The organism is Mahella australiensis 50-1 BON (genome assembly GCF_000213255.1).
Classification (GTDB): Bacteria; Bacillota; Clostridia; order Mahellales; family Mahellaceae; genus Mahella; species Mahella australiensis.
The window spans coordinates 751,133-776,809 of the sequence record NC_015520.1; the positions used below are offsets into that span (position 1 = coordinate 751,133).

A 25,677-nucleotide genomic window follows, 5' to 3' on the forward strand; every position below is an offset into this window, starting at 1 on the left:
TAGCTGATCTACAAGCCGTTTTTTACTGTTTATGCTTTGACTAAAATAATGAGATCAGAAAACAAATTACATAGAAAATAATTGGAGGGCTTTATGGCAAAGTTTAGAGAGATTCTTGCCCCGAAGGATATGACTCAAGGGAGACCTTGGAAGAGAATTGTGGAGTTCGCCATACCGATGTTGATAGGCAATATAGCTCAGCAACTTTATAACACGGTTGATTCTATCGTTGTTGGAAAATATATTGGCGATAATGCGCTTGCGGCAGTAGGAAGCGCTTTCCCAGTATTAAATCTTTTGCTTGTATTTTTTGTAGGCATCGCGACGGGTTCGGGGATAATGGTTGCACAATATTTTGGAGCAAAATATCGGGAAGGGCTCTCTCGTTCAATTGGTGTATCCATTACACTCACTGCTATAATGTCGTTGATAATTATGATTATAGGGCCGCTGATTACTCGGCCTATGCTCATGCTTCTCAATACGCCGGAGACAATATTAAACTGGAGCAGCGAGTATCTTATAATCTTCTTTGTCGGTATAGCGGGTTTCTCTTACTTTAATATATTATCTGGCATTTTACGCGGATTAGGGGACTCTGTTTCGGCACTCGTATTTCTTTTGGTTTCTACTGCTATTAATGTATTGTTAGACATATGGTTTGTTGCGGGCCTTAATATGGGCGTCGGAGGGGTGGCATTGGCAACTATAATAGCTCAGAGCATATCGGCCATCTTATGTTTTAGGAAGCTAATGCAAATGAATGAGTTCTTTGATCTAAATTTTGAAATGTTAAAGCCTCTAAAGCAATATACCGTTAAGCTTATAAACCTTGGTTTACCGTCTGGATTGACCCAGGCTATATTTTCTTTGGCAATGATTGTTGTGCAGTCGTTGACCAATAGTTTCGGAGAAATGGTGATTGCATGCAATGTTATTGTCATGCGTGTGGATGGATTTGCTATGATGCCTAATTTTACCTTTGGCAATGCGATGACTACATTTGTCGGTCAGAACATAGGGGCCAACAGAATGGACAGGGTGGAAGAAGGTGTTCGAGACGGCACAAAAATAGCGGTAGGAGTTTCTGCTGCTATAACTGTTATTATTCTAATATTCGGTAAACACCTCATGTATCTATTTACTGATACGGTTGAACTGGTGGATCTTAGCATGCATATGATGCGCATTCTCGCGATAGGTTACGTTGCGGTGGCGGTGACTCAGAGCTTATCGGGTGTGATGCGCGGTGCCGGTGATACTATGACGCCGATGTGGCTCTCGCTTATTACTACGATTGTTCTGCGATTGCCGCTTGCTTATGGGATTGCTTATTTCACAAGGAATGAAGCTTATCCTGTGGGAAGACCTGAATCACTTTTTATATCGCTTGTCATTGCATGGGTGGCAGGTGCAGTTATTACAACGATCTTTTATAGGAAAGGCAAGTGGAAAGACAAAAGGATTATAGAAAATATAGCGTAAAGTTTAATAGATAAATAAAAGATGTTATAATATATATAGAATTTGCTGTTGCAGAAAGAAGGGACGATTGTGAGACGTTGGTTGGGTTTGGCGATAGTTACCGTACTTGTGTTTCAGTTTATAGCTGTAGGATGCCAGAATAGCGGATTGAACGGTGCAGGGGATATTGAAAACGTCAAAAATGAAGAATCTGCAGAAGAAGGGTCTGGGTTATCGCAACAGCCTGTTGAAAACGAAGGGAATGAGGATGACAAAGGTGAGGTATCAGACGAGGCGTCCAACGCACAAGCTGATCCGGGATTAAATATACCGATCATAACAGGGCTTTTGCCCAGTCAAACAGGATATAAGTGGCAGTATTTTGGTTTTGTCGAATATGCCCACACGATGACGTTGGATTCTATACAGCACGACCAGAACCGTATTATATACAATATAACCGGTGAAGTGGCAGACATGTCGGACGGCGAATCTGATAAGGATTTTTCATTGACTATAACGTATATTGTAGAACCAACTCGTTTGATTCAACAGAAGCAAGAGCAAGTTATGATGGACTCGAACTTTGACGAGATAGAGCTTATAAGGACGCCATTGGCAGCAGGTACGTCGTGGACGCAACAGGTGACAGATAAGCTGGGTAATCAGGCCACTCTGGAGTGCCAGATAGAAGACGTAACAGTAGATACGGATGGTAAGAAGGTCTATACGATTTTATACGATGGTCAAAACAGCGATTATTATGAAAAACGCAAGATCAAAGAGGGTATAGGCGTCATATTTTTTGAAAAACTTTATATAGATGCGGAACAGAGTTTCCCCATAAGCTACTCCATAGCCGATTAGAATATTATGGTTTGGAGCGGGTATTGTAAAAGGCCATCACATATAGTATAATCTCTAATATGAGCGGCAGCTTCTGCCGCTTTATTTATAGCGATCAGAGGAGTTTATAAACAGATGCATAGAATAGGGCTGATGGGTGGCACTTTCGACCCCATACATTATGGCCATTTGGTTACGGCTGAAGAAATTCGGGATAAATTCAATTTAGAAAAAGTGATATTTGTGCCGTCTGGTCATCCGCCTCACAAGATAGAACGGCATGTATCCGACCAGGAACACAGATATTTGATGACGTTTCTGGCTACAGCTCCTAATCCCTTTTTTGAGGTATCACGCATGGAAATAGATCGGCAGGGGCCGACTTATACCATAGATACCATAAAGCAGTTTAAGGCCGAATATGGCGATGAATATGAGTTTTATTTTATTACAGGCGCTGATGCTATATTTGAGATATTGACGTGGAAAGATGCCGAACAATTGCTTGGGCTTTGCGAGTTTATAGCTGCGACGCGGCCAGGTTTCAGTAATAATGATATAAGGGATCAATTGGAACATATAACATCGCGATACGGTAAAGAGGTTTATTCGGTGGAGGTTCCGTCGCTGGCTATATCTTCTACCGATATAAGACAACGGACGCGCGAAGGGCGTCCGATAAAATATTTATTGCCGGAATCGGTGGAATATTATATAAAAAAATGCAATCTTTATGTTAATCGAGATGTATGATGGAACTGGAATATATAGAGCAAAAGCTCAAAGAGATGTTAACGCCTTGCAGGTTTGAGCATTCATTGGGCGTACGTGAGGCTGCTGTACACCTGGCAAATATATATGCAGCGGATCGCGATAAAGCTGCTTTGGCCGGATTGGTACATGATTGTGCTAAAGATTTGAATTATCAGCAAATGAAGGCATTGATGATAAAATATGATATGGAGTTGGATGATGTGAGCAGCCATGAACCAGCGCTTATACATGGGCCGCTCGGAGCGCACATAGCGCACGATATGTTTGATATAAATGATGAAGAGGTATTGAACGCTATACGTTATCATACCACAGGCAGGCCGGGTATGGGGTTACTGGAGCAAATAGTTTACCTTGCTGATTATATAGAACCCAATCGGGATTTCCCTGGTGTGAATGAGCTGCGCGAGATTTCCGAGCGGGATTTAGACCAGGCATTACTTATGGCGTTCGATAATACTATAATGCGCGTTATATCTCGTAAGCGCTTATTGCATCCGAATACGATATTTGCTAGAAACGATTTTATAATGCATTTGAGTTCAAAGGAGTGACCTAGATATAGATAAAAGATTTATAAGGAATTTCTGCATAATAGCCCATATAGATCATGGCAAGTCCACGCTGGCCGATCGGTTGATAGAAAGAACCGGGGCGGTGGCCCAGCGCGATATGCAGGCTCAGCTACTGGATACAATGGAAATAGAACGCGAGCGCGGCATAACTATAAAAGCCCAGGCCGTACGGCTGGCGTATAGAGCAAAGGACGGCAATATTTATCAGCTTAATCTTATAGATACGCCGGGGCATGTAGACTTCACATATGAGGTATCCCGCAGCCTTGCAGCATGCGAAGGGGCTGTATTGGTGGTTGATGCTACGCAGGGCATAGAAGCTCAGACATTAGCCAATGTATATCTGGCAATGGAACATGACCTTGAGATAATACCGGTTATAAATAAGATAGACCTACCCAGCGCTGATCCGGATATGGTGCGCCGTGAGATAGAAGAAGTCCTTGGGCTGGATGCCGCGGATGCGCCGCTCATATCGGCAAAGATGGGCACAGGCATAGAAGAGGTGTTGGAGCAGATAGTGCAGCGCATACCGCCGCCTACGGGGAATGAGAGCGCACCGCTGAAGGCTCTTATATTCGATTCGTATTATGACCCTTATAAAGGTGCTGTGGCTTATGTAAGGGTGAAGGATGGTTATATACAGCCCGGCATGACCATAAAGATGATGTCGTCTGGTATGACGTTCGATGTTACTGAGGTGGGTGTATTTGCTCCGCGCCTGCAGCCCATCGAGCGCTTATCTGTGGGTGAGGTAGGTTATGTAGCAGCTAGCATGAAAGATGTTAGAGATACGCGCGTTGGAGATACTATAACCGATGCGGACCATCCTGCTGACAAACCATTGCCCGGCTATAAGAAGGTTACGCCTATGGTATATTGCGGTATATATCCTGCCGATGGCGCGCATTACGAGGACCTTCGCGATGCGCTGGAAAAACTTCAGTTAAATGATGCTGCCTTGGTGTTTGAACCGGAAAATTCAGCGGCGTTGGGTTTTGGTTTCAGGTGCGGCTTTTTGGGTCTGTTGCATATGGAGATAGTACAAGAGCGGCTGGAGCGCGAGTATGATATGGACTTGGTTACCACGGCTCCCAGCGTCATATACAGGATTGTAAAGACTGATGGGAGCGAGATGATGCTGGATAATCCCACCAATATGCCGCCTACAACCGAAATCGATCACATAGAAGAACCTGTAGTGGAAGCGCAGATAATGACGCCGTCGGATTATGTGGGCGCTATTATGGAACTATGTCAGGAACGGCGCGGCGTATTTAAGGATATGTCATATTTAGATGAAAAGAGAGTGATGCTCAGATACGAACTTCCGCTTAACGAGATCATATTCAATTTCTTCGACGCATTGAAATCAAGGACCAGAGGATATGCGTCGCTGGATTATGAGCTCAAGGGTTATAAAGAAGCTGATCTTGTGAAGCTCGATATATTGCTGAACGGCGAAGTGGTCGACGCTTTGTCCACCATTGTCCATCGAGATAAAGCGTATGCAAGAGGAAGGGCGATAGCCGAAAAGCTCAAGGAGGTTATACCGCGCCAGCTTTTTGAGATACCCATACAGGCGGCTATAGGTCAAAAGATCATTGCCCGGGAAACGGTCAGCGCATTGCGCAAAGACGTGTTGGCCAAATGCTACGGCGGCGATGTTACGAGGAAGCGCAAGCTGTTGGAAAAACAGAAAGAGGGCAAGAAACGTATGCGCCAGGTGGGATCGGTTGAATTACCTCAGGAGGCCTTTATGGCTGTATTGAAGGTGGATTGATTGGCTGACTCGATAGGATTATATATCCATGTACCGTTTTGTGCTAAGAAATGCTTATATTGCGACTTTACATCATACGCGGGTGTATTGGATAAACAATACGTGTACAAGGACGCGATAATAAAGGAAATGGGTATGCGCGCCAATATAATCGGTAATAAACATATATCCACCCTATTTATAGGCGGTGGCACACCTAGCATAGTCGATACGACTGTTATAAATGCGATAATAGATGAGGTGTATAAAAACTTTCATGTAGATCAAAATGCCGAGGTGACCATCGAGATAAACCCCGGTACAGTGAGTGTTAAAAATCTGACGGATTATAAGTCTATAGGAATCAATCGCCTTAGCATAGGTCTTCAAGCGTGGCAAGACGAGCTATTAAAGGCTATAGGGCGTATTCACACATCCGCTGAATTCGTGAATTCCTATAATGAAGCAAGGGAAGTCGGATTCGATAATATCAATGTGGATCTCATGTTCGGTTTGCCGCAGCAAACCATAGGCCAATGGATACGTACATTGCAAGCTGTGGTATCGCTGGGTCCTGAACATATTTCGTGCTATGACCTTCAGATAGAGGAAGGTACGCCGATGCATAAAATGGTGGTCGGCGGCGATATAAAGCCACTGGATGAGAATACCGACAGGCTTATGTATAAAACGGCTACCGCGTTATTGCGGAGTGAAGGTTATGAACGTTATGAGGTTTCTAATTTTGCAAAACCAGGTTTCAGATGCAGGCACAACCTGAATTATTGGCACAATGGCCCTTATGTTGGTCTTGGTTGCGCTGCCCATTCACATTTAGACCATATAAGATGGGCCAATGTGTCCGGCTTGCAATCATATATAGATACCATATTGGACGATAATATTCCTATAGCTTTTGAAGAATATATAGATCGTGATACTGAAATGTTTGAAACGATGATGCTGGGGCTTAGGACGAGTGAAGGAGTTGATAAGAAGCTCTTTGAAGAGCGGTTTGGAATACGGTTGTATCAGCGATATGGTCATGTTATAGATAAATTGTCTGCCATGGGGTTGATGCACAATGATGAAAGCGCTGTAAAGGTTAGCGATAAAGGTGTGGACGTGCTGAACAGCGTGCTGGTGGAATTTTTGCCATAGAATATTGACAAAAATTTTAGGAAGTGTTATCTTTATTTATAGATTAGCACTCTATTGCGGTGAGTGCTAATGATCAGCAGTATTTTGTATTTTGGCAAATGGGGGAGTGAAAATGGAATTAAATGAGCGCAAATTGATGATTTTGCAGGCTATAGTGGAAGATTATATTATGACCGGGGAGCCTGTTGGTTCACGCACCATTGCCAGAAAGCATGGCTTAGGCTTGAGCTCGGCTACTATACGTAACGAAATGTCGGATTTGGAGGAAATGGGATACTTGGAGCAGCCGCATACATCGGCCGGAAGGGTACCATCCGATAAAGGCTATAGATTTTATGTGGATCGCTTGATGCGTGCCAGGGCGCTTTCCAAAGCCGAGATCGAGAGCATAAAATCGCGTTATAATCAGCGCTTAGGCGCTGTAGAACAAATAATTATGGAGACAGCCAGGATATTGGCTGATAATACCAACTATACGTCGCTTGTGTTGGCGCCAAGGCTTAACTGCGTCAGAATAAAGCACGTAGAATTGGTACCTATAAGCGCTAATGTGGCTCTTATAGTTATAGTTACTACTGCCGGTATAGTAAAAGACAGCTTTATAGCTATACCCGATGGTGTAGACGATAATATGCTGCACAGGATATCAGCCGCCATATCCGACAGGGTTAATGGCCATATGCCTAGCGAACTGAGCGCTGACATGCTCGACGATCTGGAAAATGAATTGATGCGCGATAGGCACATGTTTAACATGATACTGGATAGTATCATAAACAGCCTTTTAGCATCGCAGGAACGTGATTTATATATGGAAGGGACCAATAATATCTTTAATTTTCCCGAATATAACGATTTGATAAAGGCGCGAGCCTTTCTGGATATATTGGAGGATAAGAAAGTTCCGATAGAATTATTGGCCGCTACCATGAACAACGATGTGAGCATAATAATAGGCTCAGAGAATGCATATAAGGAACTGCAGGATTATAGCGTTATTACAGCTACTTATAGGTTAGGCGATCAGATAATAGGTACTATAGGTGTATTGGGACCCAAACGCATGGAATATTCTCATGCGTTGTCTACTGTAAGATTTTTGAGGAACAAATTGAGTGAGATCCTCACTAAAATAGGCCAATAGGAAGGAGCAGATATTTATGAGCGATGAGTTTGAAACCAATAAGCAGTGTTGCGATGCAGATGATGAATGCTGTAAAGTTGATGAAATAATTATGGAAAGCGGCGAGGTTGCCGATGATGCTGCCAAGCAGCTAAAAGAGGAAATAGCTTTGCTAAAGCAGCAGGTCGAGTCGAATTCGAAACAAGCCGATGAGTATAAAGATTTACTGCAGAGGGTGCAAGCTGATTTTGATAACTATCGCAGGCGTAATGCCAGCGCCGTGCAGGACGCTTATAAAAATGGTATGCTGGACGCTGTGAAACAATTTCTACCAGTATTGGATAATCTCGAAAGAGCGGTAGAAGCGTCTGAATCGTCACAGGATTTCAAAGCACTGGCTGATGGCATCGACATGGTGGTAAAACAATTCCATGATGTCATGAATAAAATGGGCATAGAAGAGATAGAGGCGCTGGGCAAGCCGTTTGACCCAAATCTCCATGATGCAGTTATGTCGGTGGATAAAAATGGTGATCAAGATTCAAATACTGTAGTGGAGGTTTTTCAGAAGGGTTATAAAGTGGAAGATAAAGTATTAAGGCATAGTTTGGTTAAAGTTACAAACTGATTTTATGTAAATATATTATATTGAACATGATGAGGAGGATATAAAAATATGGCAAAGATTATAGGTATAGATTTGGGGACTACGTTTTCGTGCGTAGCCGTTTTAGAAGGCGGGGAACCTGTAGTCATACCGAATTCTGAAGGTACAAGGACCACGCCTTCTGTAGTGGCATTTACAAAAGAAGGAGAGCGTCTGGTAGGATGGCCTGCCAAACGCCAGGCTGTTATCAACCCAGAACGCACTATAATGTCCATAAAGAGGGATATGGGCACCAATCGTCGGATTAAGATAGACGATAAGGAGTATACGCCGCAGGAAATATCGGCTATGATACTTCAGAAATTAAAACAGGATGCTGAAAGCTATCTTGGAGAGCCTGTGACACAGGCTGTCATAACGGTGCCTGCATATTTTTCCGACAGTCAGAGACAGGCCACGAAGGATGCCGGCAAGATAGCCGGATTAGAGGTTCTGAGGATTATAAATGAGCCTACGGCCGCAGCGCTGGCTTACGGCTTGGATAAAGAAGGCACGCAGAAGATACTGGTATACGATTTGGGCGGCGGTACTTTCGATGTATCTATTCTGGAAATAGGCGATGGCGTATTCGAAGTGCTGGCTACCAGCGGCAACAACCGTTTGGGCGGCGACGACTTCGATCAGCGCATCGTGGATTACCTCGCCGATCAATTTAAAAAGGAAACCGGCATAGATTTGCACTCCGATAAAATGGCTATGCAGCGTTTGAAGGATGCTGCCGAGAAGGCCAAGATAGAGTTGTCCAGTGCTATGAGCACCAATATAAGCTTGCCGTTTATTACTGCCGATGCGAACGGGCCGAGGCATTTGGATACAGTGCTCACGCGGGCTAAGTTTGAAGAATTGATATCTGATCTCATAGATAAGACAAAGCAACCAGTACATCAGGCGTTAAAGGATGCCAATCTTACGCCGGATAAAGTAGATAAGGTCATACTGGTAGGCGGCTCTACGCGAGTACCAATAGTACAGCAGACTGTAAAACAGATAATGGGCAAAGACCCGTATAAAGGCATAAATCCGGATGAATGCGTGGCTATAGGTGCTGCCATACAGGCCGGTGTACTGGGAGGCGAGGTAAAGGACGTTCTTTTGCTGGATGTAACGCCGTTGTCGCTCGGTATAGAGACATTGGGCGGCGTATTCACCAAAATAATCGAGCGCAATACTACCATACCTACCAAAAAGAGCCAGATATTCAGCACTGCTGCTGATGGGCAGACCAGCGTCGAGATACACGTGCTGCAAGGCGAACGGCCTATGGCGGCCGACAATAAGACGCTGGGCAGGTTTACGCTGTCCGGTATACCGCCGGCACCCAGAGGCGTACCTCAAATAGAGGTAACGTTTGACATAGATGCCAATGGTATAGTTCATGTGTCGGCGAAAGATAAAGGAACGGGTAAAGAGCAGGCCATCACCATAACGGCGACGACCAATCTGTCCGATGAAGAGATAGATAAAGCGGTTAAAGAAGCCGAGCGTTTCGCCGAGGAAGATAGAAAGCGTAAGGAGCTTATCGAGGCCAGAAATAATGCCGAGTCTATAATATATCAAACTGAAAAAACCATGAATGAAATGGGAGACAAGATACCTGAGGCCGATAAGAAACGGCTACAGGATGAGCTTGATAACCTTAAAAAGGTCAAAGATGCCGATGATGCCGATACTATAAAAAACGCTATAGAAAAAGTAACTCAGATAAGCTACGAGGTATTCGGTAAGATATATCAAAGCGCCGGAGGAGATAGTACGTCGGACAATTCGGATAATACAGGTGGCGATGATAATATCCATACCGATTACGATGTGCACTAAACCGTATGTAGCTGAGCAGTGACTGCATAATATACAGAACGCATCGTGATAGCAATGGCTTATGTCATTGCGTAGCGAGGCATCCTTGTGCAGCGAAAGGCTATACATATATGCTGAGCGGGCTTTTGAAGCGTAGAACCACAGCAATCTTTGATTGCGTAGTGATTCAGCTTCACAGCCGTAGCGAGGCATATATGTTAGCCTATAATAATACGACTTAACCGGTTTTTAGAAAGGTGGTGAGTCAGGACTTGGCTTCTAAGGATTACTATGAAATACTGGGCGTAGATAAGAATGCCACCGATGATGATATAAAGAAAGCCTATAGGAGATTAGCCAAGCAATATCATCCGGATGTAAATAAAGATGATAAAGATGCTGAGGCTAAATTTAAAGAAATAAATGAAGCTTATGAGGTGTTGAGCGATCCGCAGAAACGTGCCCAATACGATCAATTTGGAACGGCCGACCCAAATGCCGCAGGTGGATTTGGCGGTTTTGGTGGGTTTGGTGATTTTGGCCAAAGCCCGTTTGGCGATATATTCGATATGTTTTTCGGCGATGGTTTTGGAGGCGGAAGGCGCGATCGGCGCAACGCACCTCAAAGAGGGGCTGATATACGCTACGATATAGAGCTCACATTTGAGGAAGCGGCTTTTGGCACTAAAAAGGATGTAAAAATAAATCGCACCGAACCATGTCCCGAATGCGGCGGTAGTGGAGCTAGGAAAGGTACCAGTCCAGAGACGTGTCCGCATTGTCATGGCACAGGGCAGATACAGTTTGCTCAGAACACGGCTTTTGGTCGTTTTGTGACCAGCCGTACCTGTGATAGATGCGGTGGTAAGGGCACTATAATAACCGATCCATGTCCGCATTGTCATGGCAGGGGTACGGTTAAACGCCAGCGTACAGTCAACATCAACATACCGGCAGGTATAGACGATGGACAGATACTCACATTGTCCGGAGAAGGTGAATTGGGTAAGAATGGTGGTAGCCCTGGAGACTTGCTCATAGCTGTCAAGGTAAAGCCACACAAAGTATTTCGGCGTCAAGGCGCTGATGTTTACTGCGATATACCAATATCGTTCGTTACCGCTGCATTGGGCGGCGATATCGAGGTATTGACACTAGATGGCAAGATAAAGTATCATATACCCGAAGGCACGCAGCCAGGGACGCAATTTAAGTTAAAAGGAAAGGGCATACCGTATATACGCGGCTACGGGAGAGGCGATCAATATATAAATGTTATAGTGGATATACCAAAAGGCTTGACGCAGGAGCAGAAAGATATTTTGCGCCAATTCGAGGCATCATACTATAACAGCGATAGCAGTGAGAAGAAATCGTTTTTCACCAAGGTGAAAGACGCTTTAGGAGGTTGAAATCATGGATTGGGTAGAGGTATCTATAAAGACCGGTGCTGAAACAGTGGAGATAGCTTCAAATATTTTATATGATGCCGGTGCCGGCGGTGTAGTGATAGAAGATCATAGGGATATAGTGGATTTGCAGCACGGCGATGTTAATTGGGATTATGTCGATGAAGAGCTATTAAAACAAGCTGTGGAAGATCGCGTGGTCGTGAAAGGATATCTCCCCCATGATACCGACCTTTATAACAAGATCGAGGAGATTCGTGCAAAGGTGGCTGATATGGGCAATTATGGCCTAGATGCCAAGGATAGTGCAGTGGTGCTGGCCGATGTGCACGATGAGGACTGGGCTAATAATTGGAAACAATACTATAAGCCGACGCGTGTTGGGGTGCATATAGTCATAAAACCCACATGGGAGTCATATATGCCGGCGGGCGATGATATAGTGGTAGAATTAGATCCGGGGATGGCTTTTGGCACAGGCACGCATGAGAGCACAATGTTGTGCTTGGAGTTGTTGGAGAGCCATATGATGGCTGACAGCAGCATTATAGATGTAGGCTGCGGTAGCGGTGTATTATCTATTGCGGCGGCTAAGCTTGGTGCCAAAAAAGTGTTGGCGCTGGATGTTGATCCTGTGGCCGTTAGGGTAGCCAGTGAGAATGCAAAGCTCAATTGCGTTGAAGATATAGTAGAGGTCCGGAAAAATGACTTATTGGATGGACTCGATGTGCAGGCCGATATCATAATAGCCAATATAGTTGCCGATGTTATAATAAGGCTTTTGCCTCAAATACCACCGCGTCTCAAAAAGCCCGGATTATTCATAGCTTCCGGCATAATAAAAGAGAGAGCTGATGATGTTAAAGCTGCGGTGGAGAGTATGAGATTTATTATAGAGGATGTGGCTGATGCCGGCGAGTGGGTGGCTTTTGTATGCCGAAGGTAGCCTTTTATACATTAGGATGCAAGGTTAATCAATATGAATCCGAGGCTATGGTTGGTTTGTTTCGGAAGGCTGGTTATGAGATAGTACCTTTTGAAGAGGACGCTGATGTATATGTCATAAATACATGTACTGTAACAAATATCAGCGATCGCAAGTCTAGGCAAATGATAAGGCGGGCGGTCAGGCGAAATCCAAATGCCGTTGTGGCGGTGACTGGCTGTTATACGCAACGGGCTGCTGACGAGGTATCATCTATAGAGGGTGTGGATTTAATAATAGGCACTGATGAGCGCCATAACATAGTGGAGCTTGTTCAAAAAGCGCATGGCGCTGATGGGCCGATAAATGTTGTAAAAGATATAAGGAATGTTAAATCGTTTGAGGAGATACCTATAGACTCATATGAGGGCAAGACGAGGGCTTTTGTAAAAATAGAGGATGGTTGTGACAGATATTGCACTTATTGTATCATACCGTATGCAAGGGGACCGGTGAGAAGCCGTGCGCCGCAGGATATAGTCGATGAGGTGAGCAGATTAAGCCAGTCGGGATTTAAGGAGATAGTGCTGACCGGCATACATGTGGCCTCATATGGCAAGGATATAGGCGGTATAGGACTTATAGACATTATAGAAATGGTGCATGGCATAAGCGGAATAGAGCGCATTAGGTTGAGTTCTGTGGAACCCATGCTGCTGGATAATGACTTTATAACCAGAATAAAAGAACTGCCCAAAGTGTGCCCGCATTTTCATATATCGCTGCAAAGTGGCTGTGACACCGTGCTGCGCCGCATGGGACGGTGCTATACAACCGCCGTGTATAAAGATATAGTGAACAGGCTTAGGAAGGCTATACCCGATGTGGCTATAACTACCGACGTAATAGTGGGTTTTCCCGGTGAAACCGACGGAGAATTTGAACAAACCCTGGCATTTGTAAAAGAAATAGCCTTTAGCCAGGTACACGTATTTCCGTATTCGCCTAGAGAAGGTACGCCTGCCGCGAAGCTTAAGGATCAGGTGCCGCCGCATATAAAGGAACAAAGGTCGCATATGATGCTGCAGATGGCTCGTGAGTTAAAGATGTCGTTTATGCGGTCGTATATAGGCAGAATTATGCCTGTATTGTTTGAGCATGAGATAGAGGATGGGTATTATGAAGGCTTAACGCCAAATTATATACGAGTATTGATGCCTTCCGATATAGATATAAGCGGTCGGATAATAAACGTGCAGTTGAACAAAGCAGAGGACGATTATATTGAAGGAGGAGCAGAAGATGGCAGATTGCATATTTTGCAAGATAGTGTCTGGTGAGATTCCCAGCCAAATGGTATATCAAGACGATGCCGTGGTAGCCTTTAAGGATGTTAACCCTCAGGCACCTGTTCATATACTCATAATACCGCGACAACATATACCGTCGCTGATGGATCTGGATGAAGCTAGTGCGGCAGTGGTGAGCCATATTATAGTGGTAGCCAAGAACCTAGCTCAGCAATTCGGTGTAGCAGAAAGCGGTTTTCGCATAGTTTCCAACTGCGGAGCCGATGCTGGACAGAGCGTCGATCACATACATTTTCATTTATTAGGCGGGCGTTCGCTGCAGTGGCCTCCGGGGTGATATAATAAAGAACAGCAGATATATTTTATCTGCTGTTCTTTATTATAATCCTGTTTTTGCCACGATAATGTACGAATACAGTTCTATGATTTATCCAAATCAGCTATAATTATTTTTATCCATATTGGCATTATGGTATAATTGCATGGGAAGGGGGAAGTGCTTTTGTACAAGGTAATCATCGTGGATGATGAGAGCGTTATACGCGAAAGCCTGGCAAATCTCGTGGATTGGCCGTCGCTGGGCTTCGAAGTGGCGGCTCGGTTCCGGGATGGCCAGGAGGCCATTGATTATATAACCAAAGCGCCTGTGGATGTAATATTGACCGATATAAAGATGACATTTGTATCAGGACTTGATGTGGCAAAGTACGTCCATGAAAATAAACTGCCTATAAAGGTCGTGCTTATAAGCGGTTATAAAGAGTTCGAATTTGCCAGGCAAGCCATAAGCTATAACGTGGTTCATTATCTCTTAAAGCCGACGCGCTTAAGTGAGATAAATCGGATTTTTAAGGATATAAAACTGCAGCTCGATAAGGAAGACCAAGAGAAGAGGCAGTATCAGGAGCTTATACCGATATTGCAAGAGCAGTTTCTATTCGATCTCGTTATGGGCGCCATACGCGACGAAAAAGAGATAAAACGCCGCATAGCTCTTTTGGGTATGGATATTTCTCTAGGGAATCGTTGCTGTGTAATCAGCGTGAAATTATCGCAATTTGAACAATATCTTAATAGCCAATGGGAATATGGAAAGGATAACTTTTATACCGCCATACGCAATATTTTGCGCGGCCAACAGGATAATGTAAATTATTTTCCCATATATGACATGCAAGACAATCAAAGCGTCATACAGGTCTTGGCGGTATCATCAGTCGATACTTCCGAGGACCTATTAAGGCAGGGCGTAGAAAGGCATTTTGATGCGGTAAAGCAAAGCATCGAAGGGCTTTTTGGCTTGAAAATATCTATAGACATACACCGAATATATGAGAATATTATCGAGATGGTAGCTGATAATAAATCGATCATGCATGCCGTTGATTTTAAAAATACCGGCAATGCACAAGCTATGGACGTTGAGGCCATCGATAAATTCTCAGAACCATATAAACTCTTTATGTCATATATAAGCGCCGGCAATATCGAAGCTGTACGCAATTTGTTTGATGGCTTTATGGCTGAAATCGGCGGTATGGATGTCAGGACCGTGCGCGACTTCGTGGTTAAGTTATTTGCCATGTTGAGCAATAAGCTGGAAGAGATAGGCGTAAATATGTATATCGCTTCTGATAGATTCAATTATGATGATATATTGAAATCGAAGAATATAGAGGCTATGAGAAGATGGGGCAGAGCGGTGTTGGACGACATAACGGCATATATGAGCCGATATAGGGAAGCATCGGACAAAAAGGTTATTCAGCAGGCTAAACAGTTTATGATGAAGAATTATTATAAGGATATATCATTGGAGGACGTGGCCGATTATGTGTTTTTAAGCCCGGTTTATTTCAGCCGTTTTTTCAAAGAGCAAACCAGTGAGAATTTTGTGGATTATCTCATATCCATAAGAATGAAAAAGGCTATGGAGTTGCTCGCAAAGCCACAATATAAAATCTACGATGTTGCATCTATGGTAGGTTATAAAAGCGCGAAATATTTCTCCAGGCTTTTTAAGGATTATACGGGCTTTACACCATCGGAATACAGGCATAATTTTCTTGAAGGCAGTGCTAAGGCAGATGAGTAATAAATTTCACATCTGGCATTATATAAGAAACTACAAATTCAATAGCATATTTATAAGGAACCTGTTTCTGATAATGATATTGCTTGTATTGCCTCTGATAGGCCTGAGCGTAGGCGTATACAACTACTATAACAATTTGATGAAGGATGAGATAAGCGCTGCCAATACAAGCGCTTTGAGCAGGGTGAAGGATATGGTGGACATGGTCGCTGCCGAGACTGATAAGCTATCGATTAGAATAGCATCGGACAGCGACGTGGAGGTATTTTTGTTGTCCGCCAAGCCCGGCATATTGGACTACGATAATATGTCCAGGATAGCCAATATACAAAGGGCCATAGGCGTTTCCACCATAACCAGCGATTATATAGATTCCATATATGTGTACTCCGAAGAAAATAATTATATAATCACATCCACGCGCAGTACCGGCCAACTAAGCAGCTTTGCAGACGTCGAATGGCTTAATTTTTATCAGGAGCAAAAACCTAAGGCAAATGCTTGGATAGAACCGCGGTCAGTCAAATGGCCACTTGACTCCAATGTCAGTTACTTTATCTCAAGCTTTCGTTTAGCGCCGCTTTATCATCAGCGCAAAGCCGGGGCGGTGGTTATAAACATCGATGTCAATAAGCTTGCGCGGTTGATAAACAATGCGAGCAGAGGGCGCTTTGAAAATATTTTTATCGTAGATAAATACGGCCGTATTTTGTATAACGCCGATACATCTCTAATAAATAAAAGCATGAGCTATATAGAATACCTAAAAGGTTTCTCTCCCGATCCCGGCACCGATCCTCTGATAAGAGATATCGGCGGGGTGAAAAGCATCATATCCTTTGTAAAATCGGGATACAACGATTGGTCCTATATATCGGTTATACCGTTGGTACAATATGAGCAGAAGACGGCATATCTGCGGCAATTTATGATTGTTTCCATAGCCGTTAGCGTCATAATCGCTCTTGTTCTTGCTTTCTTGATATCCATGCGTGTATTTCAACCCATAGGCAATATCATAGACATCATAGAAAATCCGGAACAATGGCTTAAGACAAACAAATTGAATGATAAAAACAAGCTTAATGAATTTAAGTATATTGCCTCCAACATTATAAAATATTTTGACCGTGACCGCCAAATGGAAGAAGAATTGGCTTATCGGACCTCCCTTTTGAGGAAGGCTCAGGTGGCGGCGTTGCAGTCGCAAATAAATCCTCATTTTTTGTATAATACTTTAGAAACCATCAATTGGATGGCTATCGATCTGGGAAAAGGCGAAAACAAGGTATCGGATATGATCTCATCGCTGTCTGAACTCTTGCGCATAAGCCTTGAAACCGAGGATAATTTGATACCATTGCACGTAGAATTAAAGCATGTGCATCTCTATGTGGAAATACAAAAGATTCGTTATGAAGATAAATTCGATGTGATATGGGATATCGACGAAAGCATCCTGGATTATAAGATCATTAAGATAACCCTTCAACCGCTGATAGAGAATGCCATATACCATGGCATAAAGCCCAAAAAGGGAAGAGGCATTATAAAGGTCAGGGGATATATGCAAGAGCCTAATATAGTATTAGAAATAATAGACGACGGCGTAGGCATGTCGCCCGAGGAAATGGAAAGCATCAATCGGGAAATGGCATACCAGTATACCAAAGAAGAACAGCATATAGGTATAAGGAATGTCAATCAACGCATAAAACTATTGTTTGGCAGCGAGTACGGCCTAACAGTGGAAAACGGCATTGGCAATGGTACCGAGGTTAAAATATTGATACCTATGGTAAAATAAACATACCATTTTAGCGACAAGTTGAAATAGCATGCATAATTGTATATAAAAGTCACCATCTTTCCATTTATAAATGCTTAATATCGTTATACAAAATGCTGATTTACAGTCATTTAAAAACGTTAAATAAACTCATATAATAGAATCGTTGACGGATAAAGGGCATTTATAAGGGAAAGGAATGGTGTAATGAGCAAACAGCAGGATATCGCGATTGCGCAAAAAGCGGTACCATCCAACAAGACAAATTCGTGGCAAAGCTTTGTAAGATACTTCATGCAAAATAAGTGGTTGTATATATTGCTTATCCCAGGTATGGCATTTTTTATAATATTTAATTATATACCGATGTATGGCATAGTCATCGCTTTCAAGGATTTTGATGTTGTAAAAGGCATAGGAGCCAGCCCGTGGATAGGCCTGGAAAACTTCAGGTATCTTTTCAAGTCACAGGATTTCTACGAAGTATTCAGGAACTCTTTATTGATAAGCCTATACAGGCTAATATGGGGTTTTCCGGCACCCATACTTCTGGCTATCATGCTCAATGAGGTCAAAAATATAACATTCAAGCGCACTGTACAGACTATAGTGTATCTGCCGCATTTCATATCATGGGTGGTTATAGCCGGTATCGTATTTAATTTCTTATCGCCATCGAACGGTATCATAAACTATATAATTACGGAAGTATTCGGCGGCAAGGCGATCCCATTCCTGCAAAAGCCGGAATATTTCAGGAGCATAATTGTAATAAGCGATATATGGAAGGAAACGGGATGGGGTACAATTATATATCTGGCCGCTATGGCCGGCATTGATCCCGAACTGTATGAGGCGGCTATTATGGACGGCGCCAGCCGCATGCAGCGCATCAGATATATAACTTTGCCTGGCATAATAGGTACAATAACGGTACTCTTTATATTGCGGATGGGTTCGGTATTGCGCAATGGCTTCGAACAGATATTTTTGTTATATAACCCATTGGTATACGAAGTGGCCGATGTCTTCGAAACCTACACATACAGAGTAGGTTTGCTGGAAGGCCGCTTCAGCTATTCCACGGCAGTCGGCATATTCCAGTCGGTCATAGGGTTGATACTGATATTGACTACGAATAAATTGGCCAAGAAATACGGCGAAGGCGGATTATGGTGAGAGGAGGGGGCTCAATTATGAGTAAAAAAAACAGAGAGATAGCTTTTGATATAGTAAATTATACTTTATTGACATTGATAGCCGCGATAATGTTATACCCGTTCTTAAACGTCATAGCTGTGGCCTTCAGCGATTACAGCGCCTATTTGGAAAATCCTCTGATGATCTGGCCGAGGCGAATAAATTTGGCAGCTTTTGAGCATGTGTTTAAGGATCCGTTGATATTGAGCAGCTATAAAAACACCATTATAATTACAATAGCGGGCACGCTTATAAGCTTGCTTTTAACCATAATGACGGCTTATCCTTTATCGAGGAAGGATTTAAAGGGCAAACCTATACTTATGAACATTATAATATTTACTATGCTATTTAGCGGCGGTTTGATTCCAAACTATTACCTTATACGCAGCCTCCATATGATCGATACGCTTTGGGCGTTGATATTGCCCGGGGCTTTGGGAGCTTATAATATCATACTGATGAAGAATTTTTTTGAAAGCATACCCGATAGCCTGGAAGAAGCTGCAAAAATAGACGGAGCATCCGATGTGTATATTTTATTTAAGATAATAGTTCCACTGTCAACACCGATTATAGCCACCATAGCGCTTTTTGTGGCTGTAGGTTACTGGAACAGTTTCTTTAGCGCCATAGTCTATATACGTGATCCTGGGAAGTGGACGCTGCAGTTGGTGCTGAGGGAGATCATAATGGCGGCGAATACTCAATTGCTGCAGACTGGCGGCAACTATGCCGAAATGACCAACATACCTCCTCAGACGCTCAAGTATGCTACATTGATAGTGGCTGTAGTACCTATATTGTGCGTATATCCATTTTTGCAAAAATACTTTGTCAAGGGCATCATGTTGGGTGCTGTGAAGGGATAATAAAGGCAAAGCCTTTGTTATAAATTTATTCAAAAAATGTAAGGAGGAGTTTCTGTGAAACGATATGTGAAGATTTTAGCGTTGTCTCTGGCTATAGTATTGGCCATGGCTGCTTTTGCCGGTTGTTCTGGGTCCGACGAAAAGCAGGGTGCCAGCACGCCGCCGGCTCAAAGCGGTGACGGTGGTGATAAACAAAATGAGCAGCAACAAACAGCTCCTGTGACCATTAAGATGTTTGCTAATTTTACTCCTGCGCAACCTCCAAACGCTGTTAAGTCGGCAATCGAAGCTGTGGAAAAAGCAAATAATGTTAAATTGGAGTTCGAAATACCGCCGGCTACCAATTATGCTGAACGACAGCAGATCATGATGGCTAGTGGCGAATATCCGGATGTGGTGTTGTTCAATAGCAATACCGATAAGATCTTGGTGGATGCGGTCAGCAACGGTGTTGTAATACCGATAACGCAGTATGTGAAGGATGCGCCAAATCTGCAAAAGTACACGTATCCTATGTCATGGGACTCGATGAAACTCAAGGGCGATGAAGATATATACGGTATTCCAAGGACCAGCGTTATGAGGGCCGATGGATATATAGTAAGAAAGGATTGGCTGGATAATGTCGGATTATCCATACCGGAGAACGGGCAGGTCACTTTAGATGAGTTTGCTGAAATACTAAAGCGGTTTACGTCAAATGATCCTGATAAAAATGATAAAAATGATACCTATGGATTTGCGGCTAATGCCGATGGCAATGGCTATATATGGCCAATAATCAGTTGGCCTTTCGGCTTGTTGGGATGGCAGGAACATGCAGGACAATATGCGTATATGGATGAGCAGTACTGCAAAGAACATGATAATTATAAGCAAGCGCTGGAGTATACCGCTAAACTTTATAAAGAGGGCGCCATAGATCCTGATTATCCTGTGCAAAAACGCGAGACGGCCATAGAAAGATTCAAACAGGGCACAGATGGCGTGATAGGAGAATTCTCCGGTTGGATCGCGCAGTATATACAAGATATGGAGAAGATAAACCCCAATGCTGAATTAACTTATATTACAGGGATCAAAGATGCTAACGGTCAAGTAAAAGGTACTGCTTTTGGTACCGGTTATTGGGGATTATGGGTTATAACCAAATCGGCTAAGAATCCCGAGGCTATAGTTAAGATGTTCGATTGGATGCTCTCCGATGAGGGTTGGCCCATAATAAATTATGGTCCTGAGGGCGTGACATATACTGTGCAAGGCGATAAAAAAGTACCTACAGAGGCGTATGCTGAATATTCTGCTACAGGTGGCTGGTTACGAGCGACGGTTAGACGCAACAATGATCCCGACTTCTTTATCCCACTTAACATGCCCGAAGATTTTCAGCCTAGAGTGCGCGGTTGGCTAGATCAAGCCATCAAACAATGCATACCGTCAAAGAATAGGGACTTCAGGCCGGCTGCGGCCGATAAACCCGAGTACATCGATTATCAAAAGACATATGCTCAGATAGTGGCTAAGATAATAACCGGTGAACTGCCGGTCAGCGAATACGATAAAGCCTTGGATGGCTGGTATAAAGCCGGCGGAGAGGAATATGTGCAGCAGATGAACGACTACATTAAAAAAGCAGAGGGCAAGTAAAATAACGTTAAAAGGGCAGGCTTTAGCCTGCCCTTATAAATATATGGCTTCATGGAGGAATGAAATATGGAGTTTGAAAGGTACGATGTTACGAAGGACCTCGTGATAATAGGCGCCGGTATGCCCGGCATATGCGCCGCTATACAGGCTGCTCGATTAGGTCTTACGGTAGCGCTGATCAACAACAGAGGCTATGTCGGAGGGAATGCCAGCGCAGAGATAGACGTAAGCGTGGATGGGGCCGATGGAGCGCAGGAATTCAACCTTTATGCCAGAGAGGGCGGTATATTGGAAGAAATTCGACTGGAGAATCTGCATCGTAACCCGCAACGCAATCGCTATATATGGGATGCTGTTCTTATGGATTTTTTGCTTAAAGAAAAAACATAGAGCTATTTCTGAATACCAATATAGATTCGGTTGTGATGAAGGATAAAAACACTATAGAATATGTTTCGGGTTCACAGCAGGGCAGCGAGAAACGCTTTGACTTTTACGGAACGTATTTTCTCGACGATACAGGCGACGCTACCGTCGGTTACCTCGCAGGCGCTGACTATAGGATGGGCAGAGAGAGTAAGGACGAATTCGGTGAGAGAATAGCTCCGGATGTGGCCGATCCATATGTTATACCTAGTACACTGACTTTCTATGCAAAAGATGTCGGTAAACCGGTTAAATATATACGCCCGGACTTTGCCATCGATCTTTTTAAAACCGATGTCCTGAATTATAGGACCATCCCTAAGGATAAATTCTGGCGGTTTCAGTGGTATTATGAGGTCGGTGTAGGAGCAGATCCTATCGGAGATAGCGAAACCATTACACAAAAGCACAGGGCGCTGGTTTACGGTATATGGGATTATATAAAGAACAGCGGCGAATATGACGCTGAGAACTACGATCTCGAGTATGTGGCTTGCATTCCCGGTAAGAGGGAGTCCAGAAGGTTGATGGGCGATTATATATTGAAGGAACGGGATATAGTGGCCCAGACCGATTTCGATGATACGGTGGGCCATGGCGGTTGGTCTATAGATCTGCATGCTATCGAAGGGTTCTTCTCCAAAGAGTTGGTCAACAAACATTTTTATTTGAAAGGAATCTATCAGATACCATATAGGACAGGGTATTCGAGAAACGTAGATAATCTGTTCATGGCGGGGCGATGCATGTCGGCCACACATGTGGCTTTCGGCAGTACCAGGGTTATGGCTACGCTGAGTACACTGGGTCAGGCCTTAGGAGCAGCAGCTTATCTATGCAAAAAATACGATGTGATGCCCAGAGATGTCTCTCAGCATCATGTCAAAGAGCTTCAGCAGTTGCTGCTAAAACATGATCAATATATAGTCGGATGCAAGAATGAGGATGAGGACGATAAAGCCCGAAATGCCAAGATAAAAACATCATCCATAAAACAATGCCGATTACTAGAAATAGCTGACGGAATGATACCGGAAGATAACATAGCCATGCTTATTCCCGTAAAAGCGCGCGTTGAAGACGTGTCATTGTCGGTTAAGGCTTTTAAGGATACATGCCTGCGTTATACTGTTTATGTGCCGAGCAAAAAAGAGAACTATTATCCGGAAACGAAGATAACCGAAGGGCAGATAGACATAAGCGCTTCGGACGACTACCGGTGGATAAAGCTGCCCGTAAATCAAGATGTGGGCGGCAAGATTATATTTTTGGAGATAGAGGCTAATCGGGACATAGAATTGGGAATATCCGATGAGAAGCTTCCCGGTGTGGTCTGCATGCGAAAGAATGAAAATAGAGCGCAGACTTTATGCGATATAGAAACGTTGGAGAAAAAAGACTTCATGTGGCACAATCTCAACGCTCAGCTATGCTTTGACATATTCCCTACACAGGGTGTTTATGAGCCTGAAAACATAAACAACGGTTATGCCAGGCCTTACGGTTTGCCTAATCTATGGCTTTCCGACGGCAAAGTCGACGGCGAATACGTGTCGATTAACTTTGATAATGTAAAGAATATTCATGAAATAGTTTTATATTTTGATTCGGATTTTAACCAGAGATTAGGATATGAGCCGAAAGATTTTGATGTCATGCCTACGGTTATCAAAGACTATGATGTATACTATAAAGAGGGTGAGGCTTACAATAAACTGGTGGAAGTAAGGAACAATTACCAGAGGGTAAACCGGATAGAATTTGATCCTATTGAAACCGATGAGGTAAAAATCGTTTTCAGGGCAACAAACGGCAGCCTTAACGCAGGTTTATTTGAGGCAAGGGTATATTGATGATTTTTGTATTTCAGCAATACTCTCATTTGAGTACAGTAGACAAAATTTAGCTTGTTCAACCCTAAAGTATGCGGTTAAATTAAGGTACGGGCTAAAAGGTGTGATATAATGATAAAGGATTTATTATGATGTTGATCGATAATTTGAAGGGAATGAGTTAAGTGAGGGCCAAAACAACAATAGAGAGGCAGTATGATATTGTAATCGTAGGCGGTGGAATGTCAGGCATTTGCGCGGCAATTGCCGCAGCTCGGCATGGGAGCAAGACAGCGATCATTCAAAATCGCCCTGTTTTCGGCGGAAATGCCAGCTCGGAAATCCGCATGCATATTTGCGGGGCTGATGTCCATGGTAGCCGGTCGGATGCGCGGGAAACCGGTATTTTGGAGGAAATCCTGCTGGAAAACCGGCGAGTTAATCCGCAGATGTCATTTTCGGTATTTGATACGGTTATGTGGGAAAAAGTAAAGTTCCAAGATAATCTGGATATGTATCTGAATACCCATATGACGCAGGTTGAAACAACGGACAATAAAATCGTTAAGATAATAGCGGAACAGATCACCACTGAGAAAATATTTGAATTTAAGGCGAAGATATTCGTCGATGCCACAGGCGACGCGACGCTTGCCTATCTGGCCGGCGCGGAGTATATGTTCGGTCGGGAAGGCAAAGCCGTGTTCGGTGAAAAAGATGCACCCGATGAGAGCGATGATGTTACCATGGGAAGTTCTTTGCTTTTCAAGGCAGTGGATGCCGGCCATCCAGTACCGTTTATAAAGCCATCGTGGGCGAATTCATACACCGATGATGATTTGGCCTACCGTGGACATAATGAAATCACATCGGGTTATTGGTGGATCGAATTGGGCGGTGATGATACTGATGTTATAGCTGACGGCGAAGTGATCCGCGATGAGTTGCTCAAAGCGGTATACGGGATATGGGATCATATTAAAAACAGCGGCCATCACAATGCGGACAATTTTGTTCTGGATTGGGTGGGTTTCCTGCCTGGCAAACGGGAGAGCCGCAGAGTCGTCGGAGATTATGTGCTAAAGGAGCAGGACTGTTTGGCTGGCAAGATATTCGATGATGCTGTGGCTTACGGCGGTTGGCCTATGGATATGCATGTATCCGGAGGTATTCGCACGAGGCTGGAACCTAACCTGAACATTCAATGCGATGAGATGTATACCATCCCATATCGCTGCCTTTATTCAAAGAATATCAGCAACCTGATAGTGGGAGGAAGAGCTATAAGCGCCTCGCATATGGCTTTCGGCTCAACACGTGTAATGGCTACGTGCGCCGTAGTGGGTCAGGCGATCGGGACTGCCGGGGCCATGGCTGTGGAAAAGGGAGTTATGCCGAGGGATGTAAACGAATATATAAAGGAGCTTCAGCAGGAACTTTTGAAAGACGACTGCTACATTCCCGGCTTCAAAAATGAAGATGCCGCTGATTTGGCTAAAAAAGCAAAGGTAACGTGCTCATCCTTTGTGGAAGGAAGCGATGGACAAAACGTTATTAGCGGCGTTACAAGAAGGGTGAAAGAAAATACAAACTGCTGGATCTCGAGCGAAATGGGCGATACTCCGGAATGGATCGATCTTGCTTTCGACTGTAAAGTCAAAGTGAAAGAAATTCATTTTAAGTTTGATTCCAACCTTTCCAAGGAGTTAATGCCATCCCTTTCACATTCGGTACTGTCGAGACAGATACCCGGCATTCCTGCGGAACTAGTGAAAGATTACACCATTGAATTTTACAGTGATGGCAAGCTGGTCCAGTCGCTTGCTGAAAAAGAAAATTACTTGCGGCTCAGGGTTTATAAATTGCCTGCGCCGGTAGAATGTGATGACATTAAAGTCGTCATAAATGCTACCAATGGTGATAAGCATGCAAGGATATTTGAGGTTAGGGTATATTGAACGAGGGGCCGCCAGGTCCCTCAAACATGGTGAGAGTAGGAGATA

General features: G+C 43.7%; 21 protein-coding genes. All 21 read left to right on the plus strand.

Going from position 1 to position 25,677, the window contains the following annotated elements:
• The first annotated feature begins 93 nt into the window (after window positions 1-93).
• Window positions 94-1,485, plus strand: coding sequence for an MATE family efflux transporter (locus MAHAU_RS03500; RefSeq protein WP_013780338.1), 1,392 nt, complete (start codon window positions 94-96; stop codon window positions 1,483-1,485).
• Between the two features lie 69 nt (window positions 1,486-1,554).
• The gene (locus MAHAU_RS03505; protein WP_013780339.1) at window positions 1,555-2,331 is read left to right on the plus strand and encodes a hypothetical protein; all 777 of its coding nucleotides are present in this window, start codon (window positions 1,555-1,557) and stop codon (window positions 2,329-2,331) included.
• 114 nt (window positions 2,332-2,445) lie between these two features.
• Window positions 2,446-3,063 carry a nicotinate-nucleotide adenylyltransferase gene (gene nadD / locus MAHAU_RS03510; protein WP_013780340.1) on the plus strand — a complete coding sequence of 206 codons (618 nt, stop codon included), beginning with the start codon at window positions 2,446-2,448 and terminating at the stop codon, window positions 3,061-3,063.
• A complete protein-coding gene (yqeK, locus tag MAHAU_RS03515) occupies window positions 3,060-3,638 on the plus strand; it encodes a bis(5'-nucleosyl)-tetraphosphatase (symmetrical) YqeK (RefSeq protein ID WP_013780341.1) in 579 nt (192 codons plus the stop codon). Before nadD ends, yqeK begins: the two co-directional genes overlap by 4 nt.
• 7 nt (window positions 3,639-3,645) lie before the next feature.
• Window positions 3,646-5,442 carry a translation elongation factor 4 gene (gene lepA / locus MAHAU_RS03520; protein ID WP_013780342.1) on the plus strand — a complete coding sequence of 599 codons (1,797 nt, stop codon included), beginning with the start codon at window positions 3,646-3,648 and terminating at the stop codon, window positions 5,440-5,442.
• Complete coding sequence (gene hemW / locus MAHAU_RS03525; protein WP_013780343.1) at window positions 5,443-6,582, plus strand: radical SAM family heme chaperone HemW; 1,140 nt, start codon at window positions 5,443-5,445, stop codon at window positions 6,580-6,582. It abuts the gene before it with no gap.
• A gap of 112 nt (window positions 6,583-6,694) precedes the next feature.
• Window positions 6,695-7,726, plus strand: a complete 1,032-nt coding sequence (gene hrcA, locus MAHAU_RS03530; protein ID WP_013780344.1) for a heat-inducible transcriptional repressor HrcA — start codon at window positions 6,695-6,697, stop codon at window positions 7,724-7,726.
• 16 nt (window positions 7,727-7,742) lie between these two features.
• Complete coding sequence (grpE, locus tag MAHAU_RS03535) at window positions 7,743-8,333, plus strand: nucleotide exchange factor GrpE (protein WP_013780345.1); 591 nt, start codon at window positions 7,743-7,745, stop codon at window positions 8,331-8,333.
• Window positions 8,334-8,381: 48 nt separating this feature from the next.
• Window positions 8,382-10,190: a molecular chaperone DnaK gene (gene dnaK, locus MAHAU_RS03540; RefSeq protein WP_013780346.1), complete on the plus strand. Its 1,809-nt coding sequence runs from the start codon at window positions 8,382-8,384 to the stop codon at window positions 10,188-10,190.
• A gap of 251 nt (window positions 10,191-10,441) precedes the next feature.
• A complete protein-coding gene (gene dnaJ, locus MAHAU_RS03545) occupies window positions 10,442-11,581 on the plus strand; it encodes a molecular chaperone DnaJ (RefSeq protein ID WP_013780347.1) in 1,140 nt (379 codons plus the stop codon).
• Between the two features lie 4 nt (window positions 11,582-11,585).
• The gene (gene prmA / locus MAHAU_RS03550) at window positions 11,586-12,524 is read left to right on the plus strand and encodes a 50S ribosomal protein L11 methyltransferase (RefSeq protein ID WP_013780348.1); all 939 of its coding nucleotides are present in this window, start codon (window positions 11,586-11,588) and stop codon (window positions 12,522-12,524) included.
• Window positions 12,512-13,843, plus strand: coding sequence for a tRNA (N(6)-L-threonylcarbamoyladenosine(37)-C(2))-methylthiotransferase MtaB (gene mtaB, locus MAHAU_RS03555; RefSeq protein ID WP_013780349.1), 1,332 nt, complete (start codon window positions 12,512-12,514; stop codon window positions 13,841-13,843). Before prmA ends, mtaB begins: the two co-directional genes overlap by 13 nt.
• Window positions 13,806-14,150: a histidine triad nucleotide-binding protein gene (locus MAHAU_RS03560; protein WP_013780350.1), complete on the plus strand. Its 345-nt coding sequence runs from the start codon at window positions 13,806-13,808 to the stop codon at window positions 14,148-14,150. The genes mtaB and MAHAU_RS03560 overlap by 38 nt, the downstream gene beginning before the upstream one ends.
• Before the next feature lie 165 nt (window positions 14,151-14,315).
• Window positions 14,316-15,908 carry a response regulator transcription factor gene (locus MAHAU_RS03565; RefSeq protein ID WP_013780351.1) on the plus strand — a complete coding sequence of 531 codons (1,593 nt, stop codon included), beginning with the start codon at window positions 14,316-14,318 and terminating at the stop codon, window positions 15,906-15,908.
• The gene (locus MAHAU_RS03570; protein WP_041643822.1) at window positions 15,901-17,715 is read left to right on the plus strand and encodes a cache domain-containing sensor histidine kinase; all 1,815 of its coding nucleotides are present in this window, start codon (window positions 15,901-15,903) and stop codon (window positions 17,713-17,715) included. The genes MAHAU_RS03565 and MAHAU_RS03570 overlap by 8 nt, the downstream gene beginning before the upstream one ends.
• A 189-nt stretch (window positions 17,716-17,904) precedes the next feature.
• A complete protein-coding gene (locus MAHAU_RS03575) occupies window positions 17,905-18,876 on the plus strand; it encodes an ABC transporter permease (protein WP_013780353.1) in 972 nt (323 codons plus the stop codon).
• A 17-nt stretch (window positions 18,877-18,893) separates the two neighbouring features.
• Window positions 18,894-19,769, plus strand: coding sequence for a carbohydrate ABC transporter permease (locus tag MAHAU_RS03580; protein WP_013780354.1), 876 nt, complete (start codon window positions 18,894-18,896; stop codon window positions 19,767-19,769).
• Window positions 19,770-19,823: 54 nt separating this feature from the next.
• Complete coding sequence (locus MAHAU_RS03585) at window positions 19,824-21,416, plus strand: extracellular solute-binding protein (RefSeq protein WP_013780355.1); 1,593 nt, start codon at window positions 19,824-19,826, stop codon at window positions 21,414-21,416.
• 66 nt (window positions 21,417-21,482) lie between these two features.
• Window positions 21,483-21,806, plus strand: a complete 324-nt coding sequence (locus MAHAU_RS16020) for an FAD-dependent oxidoreductase (RefSeq protein ID WP_013780356.1) — start codon at window positions 21,483-21,485, stop codon at window positions 21,804-21,806.
• Between the two features lie 35 nt (window positions 21,807-21,841).
• On the plus strand, window positions 21,842-23,695 hold the full coding sequence (locus MAHAU_RS03590) for an FAD-dependent oxidoreductase (protein WP_013780357.1): 1,854 nt from the start codon (window positions 21,842-21,844) through the stop codon (window positions 23,693-23,695).
• A gap of 164 nt (window positions 23,696-23,859) precedes the next feature.
• A complete protein-coding gene (locus MAHAU_RS03595; protein WP_013780358.1) occupies window positions 23,860-25,632 on the plus strand; it encodes an FAD-dependent oxidoreductase in 1,773 nt (590 codons plus the stop codon).
• The last annotated feature ends 45 nt before the right edge of the window (window positions 25,633-25,677 follow it).

Bases quoted from the DNA above. Each gene is read 5' to 3' on its own strand.
- dnaK (WP_013780346.1), top strand. From the start codon at position 8,382: ATGGCAAAGATTATAGGTATAGATTTGGGGACTACGTTTTCGTGCGTA.
- grpE (WP_013780345.1), top strand. From the start codon at position 7,743: ATGAGCGATGAGTTTGAAACCAATAAGCAGTGTTGCGATGCAGATGAT.
- hrcA (WP_013780344.1), top strand. From the start codon at position 6,695: ATGGAATTAAATGAGCGCAAATTGATGATTTTGCAGGCTATAGTGGAA.
- MAHAU_RS03500 (WP_013780338.1), top strand. From the start codon at position 94: ATGGCAAAGTTTAGAGAGATTCTTGCCCCGAAGGATATGACTCAAGGG.
- yqeK (WP_013780341.1), top strand. From the start codon at position 3,060: ATGATGGAACTGGAATATATAGAGCAAAAGCTCAAAGAGATGTTAACG.
- MAHAU_RS03580 (WP_013780354.1), top strand. From the start codon at position 18,894: ATGAGTAAAAAAAACAGAGAGATAGCTTTTGATATAGTAAATTATACT.
- mtaB (WP_013780349.1), top strand. From the start codon at position 12,512: ATGCCGAAGGTAGCCTTTTATACATTAGGATGCAAGGTTAATCAATAT.
- MAHAU_RS16020 (WP_013780356.1), top strand. From the start codon at position 21,483: ATGGAGTTTGAAAGGTACGATGTTACGAAGGACCTCGTGATAATAGGC.
- nadD (WP_013780340.1), top strand. From the start codon at position 2,446: ATGCATAGAATAGGGCTGATGGGTGGCACTTTCGACCCCATACATTAT.
- MAHAU_RS03570 (WP_041643822.1), top strand. From the start codon at position 15,901: ATGAGTAATAAATTTCACATCTGGCATTATATAAGAAACTACAAATTC.
- prmA (WP_013780348.1), top strand. From the start codon at position 11,586: ATGGATTGGGTAGAGGTATCTATAAAGACCGGTGCTGAAACAGTGGAG.
- MAHAU_RS03575 (WP_013780353.1), top strand. From the start codon at position 17,905: ATGAGCAAACAGCAGGATATCGCGATTGCGCAAAAAGCGGTACCATCC.
- MAHAU_RS03560 (WP_013780350.1), top strand. From the start codon at position 13,806: ATGGCAGATTGCATATTTTGCAAGATAGTGTCTGGTGAGATTCCCAGC.
- MAHAU_RS03590 (WP_013780357.1), top strand. From the start codon at position 21,842: ATGAAGGATAAAAACACTATAGAATATGTTTCGGGTTCACAGCAGGGC.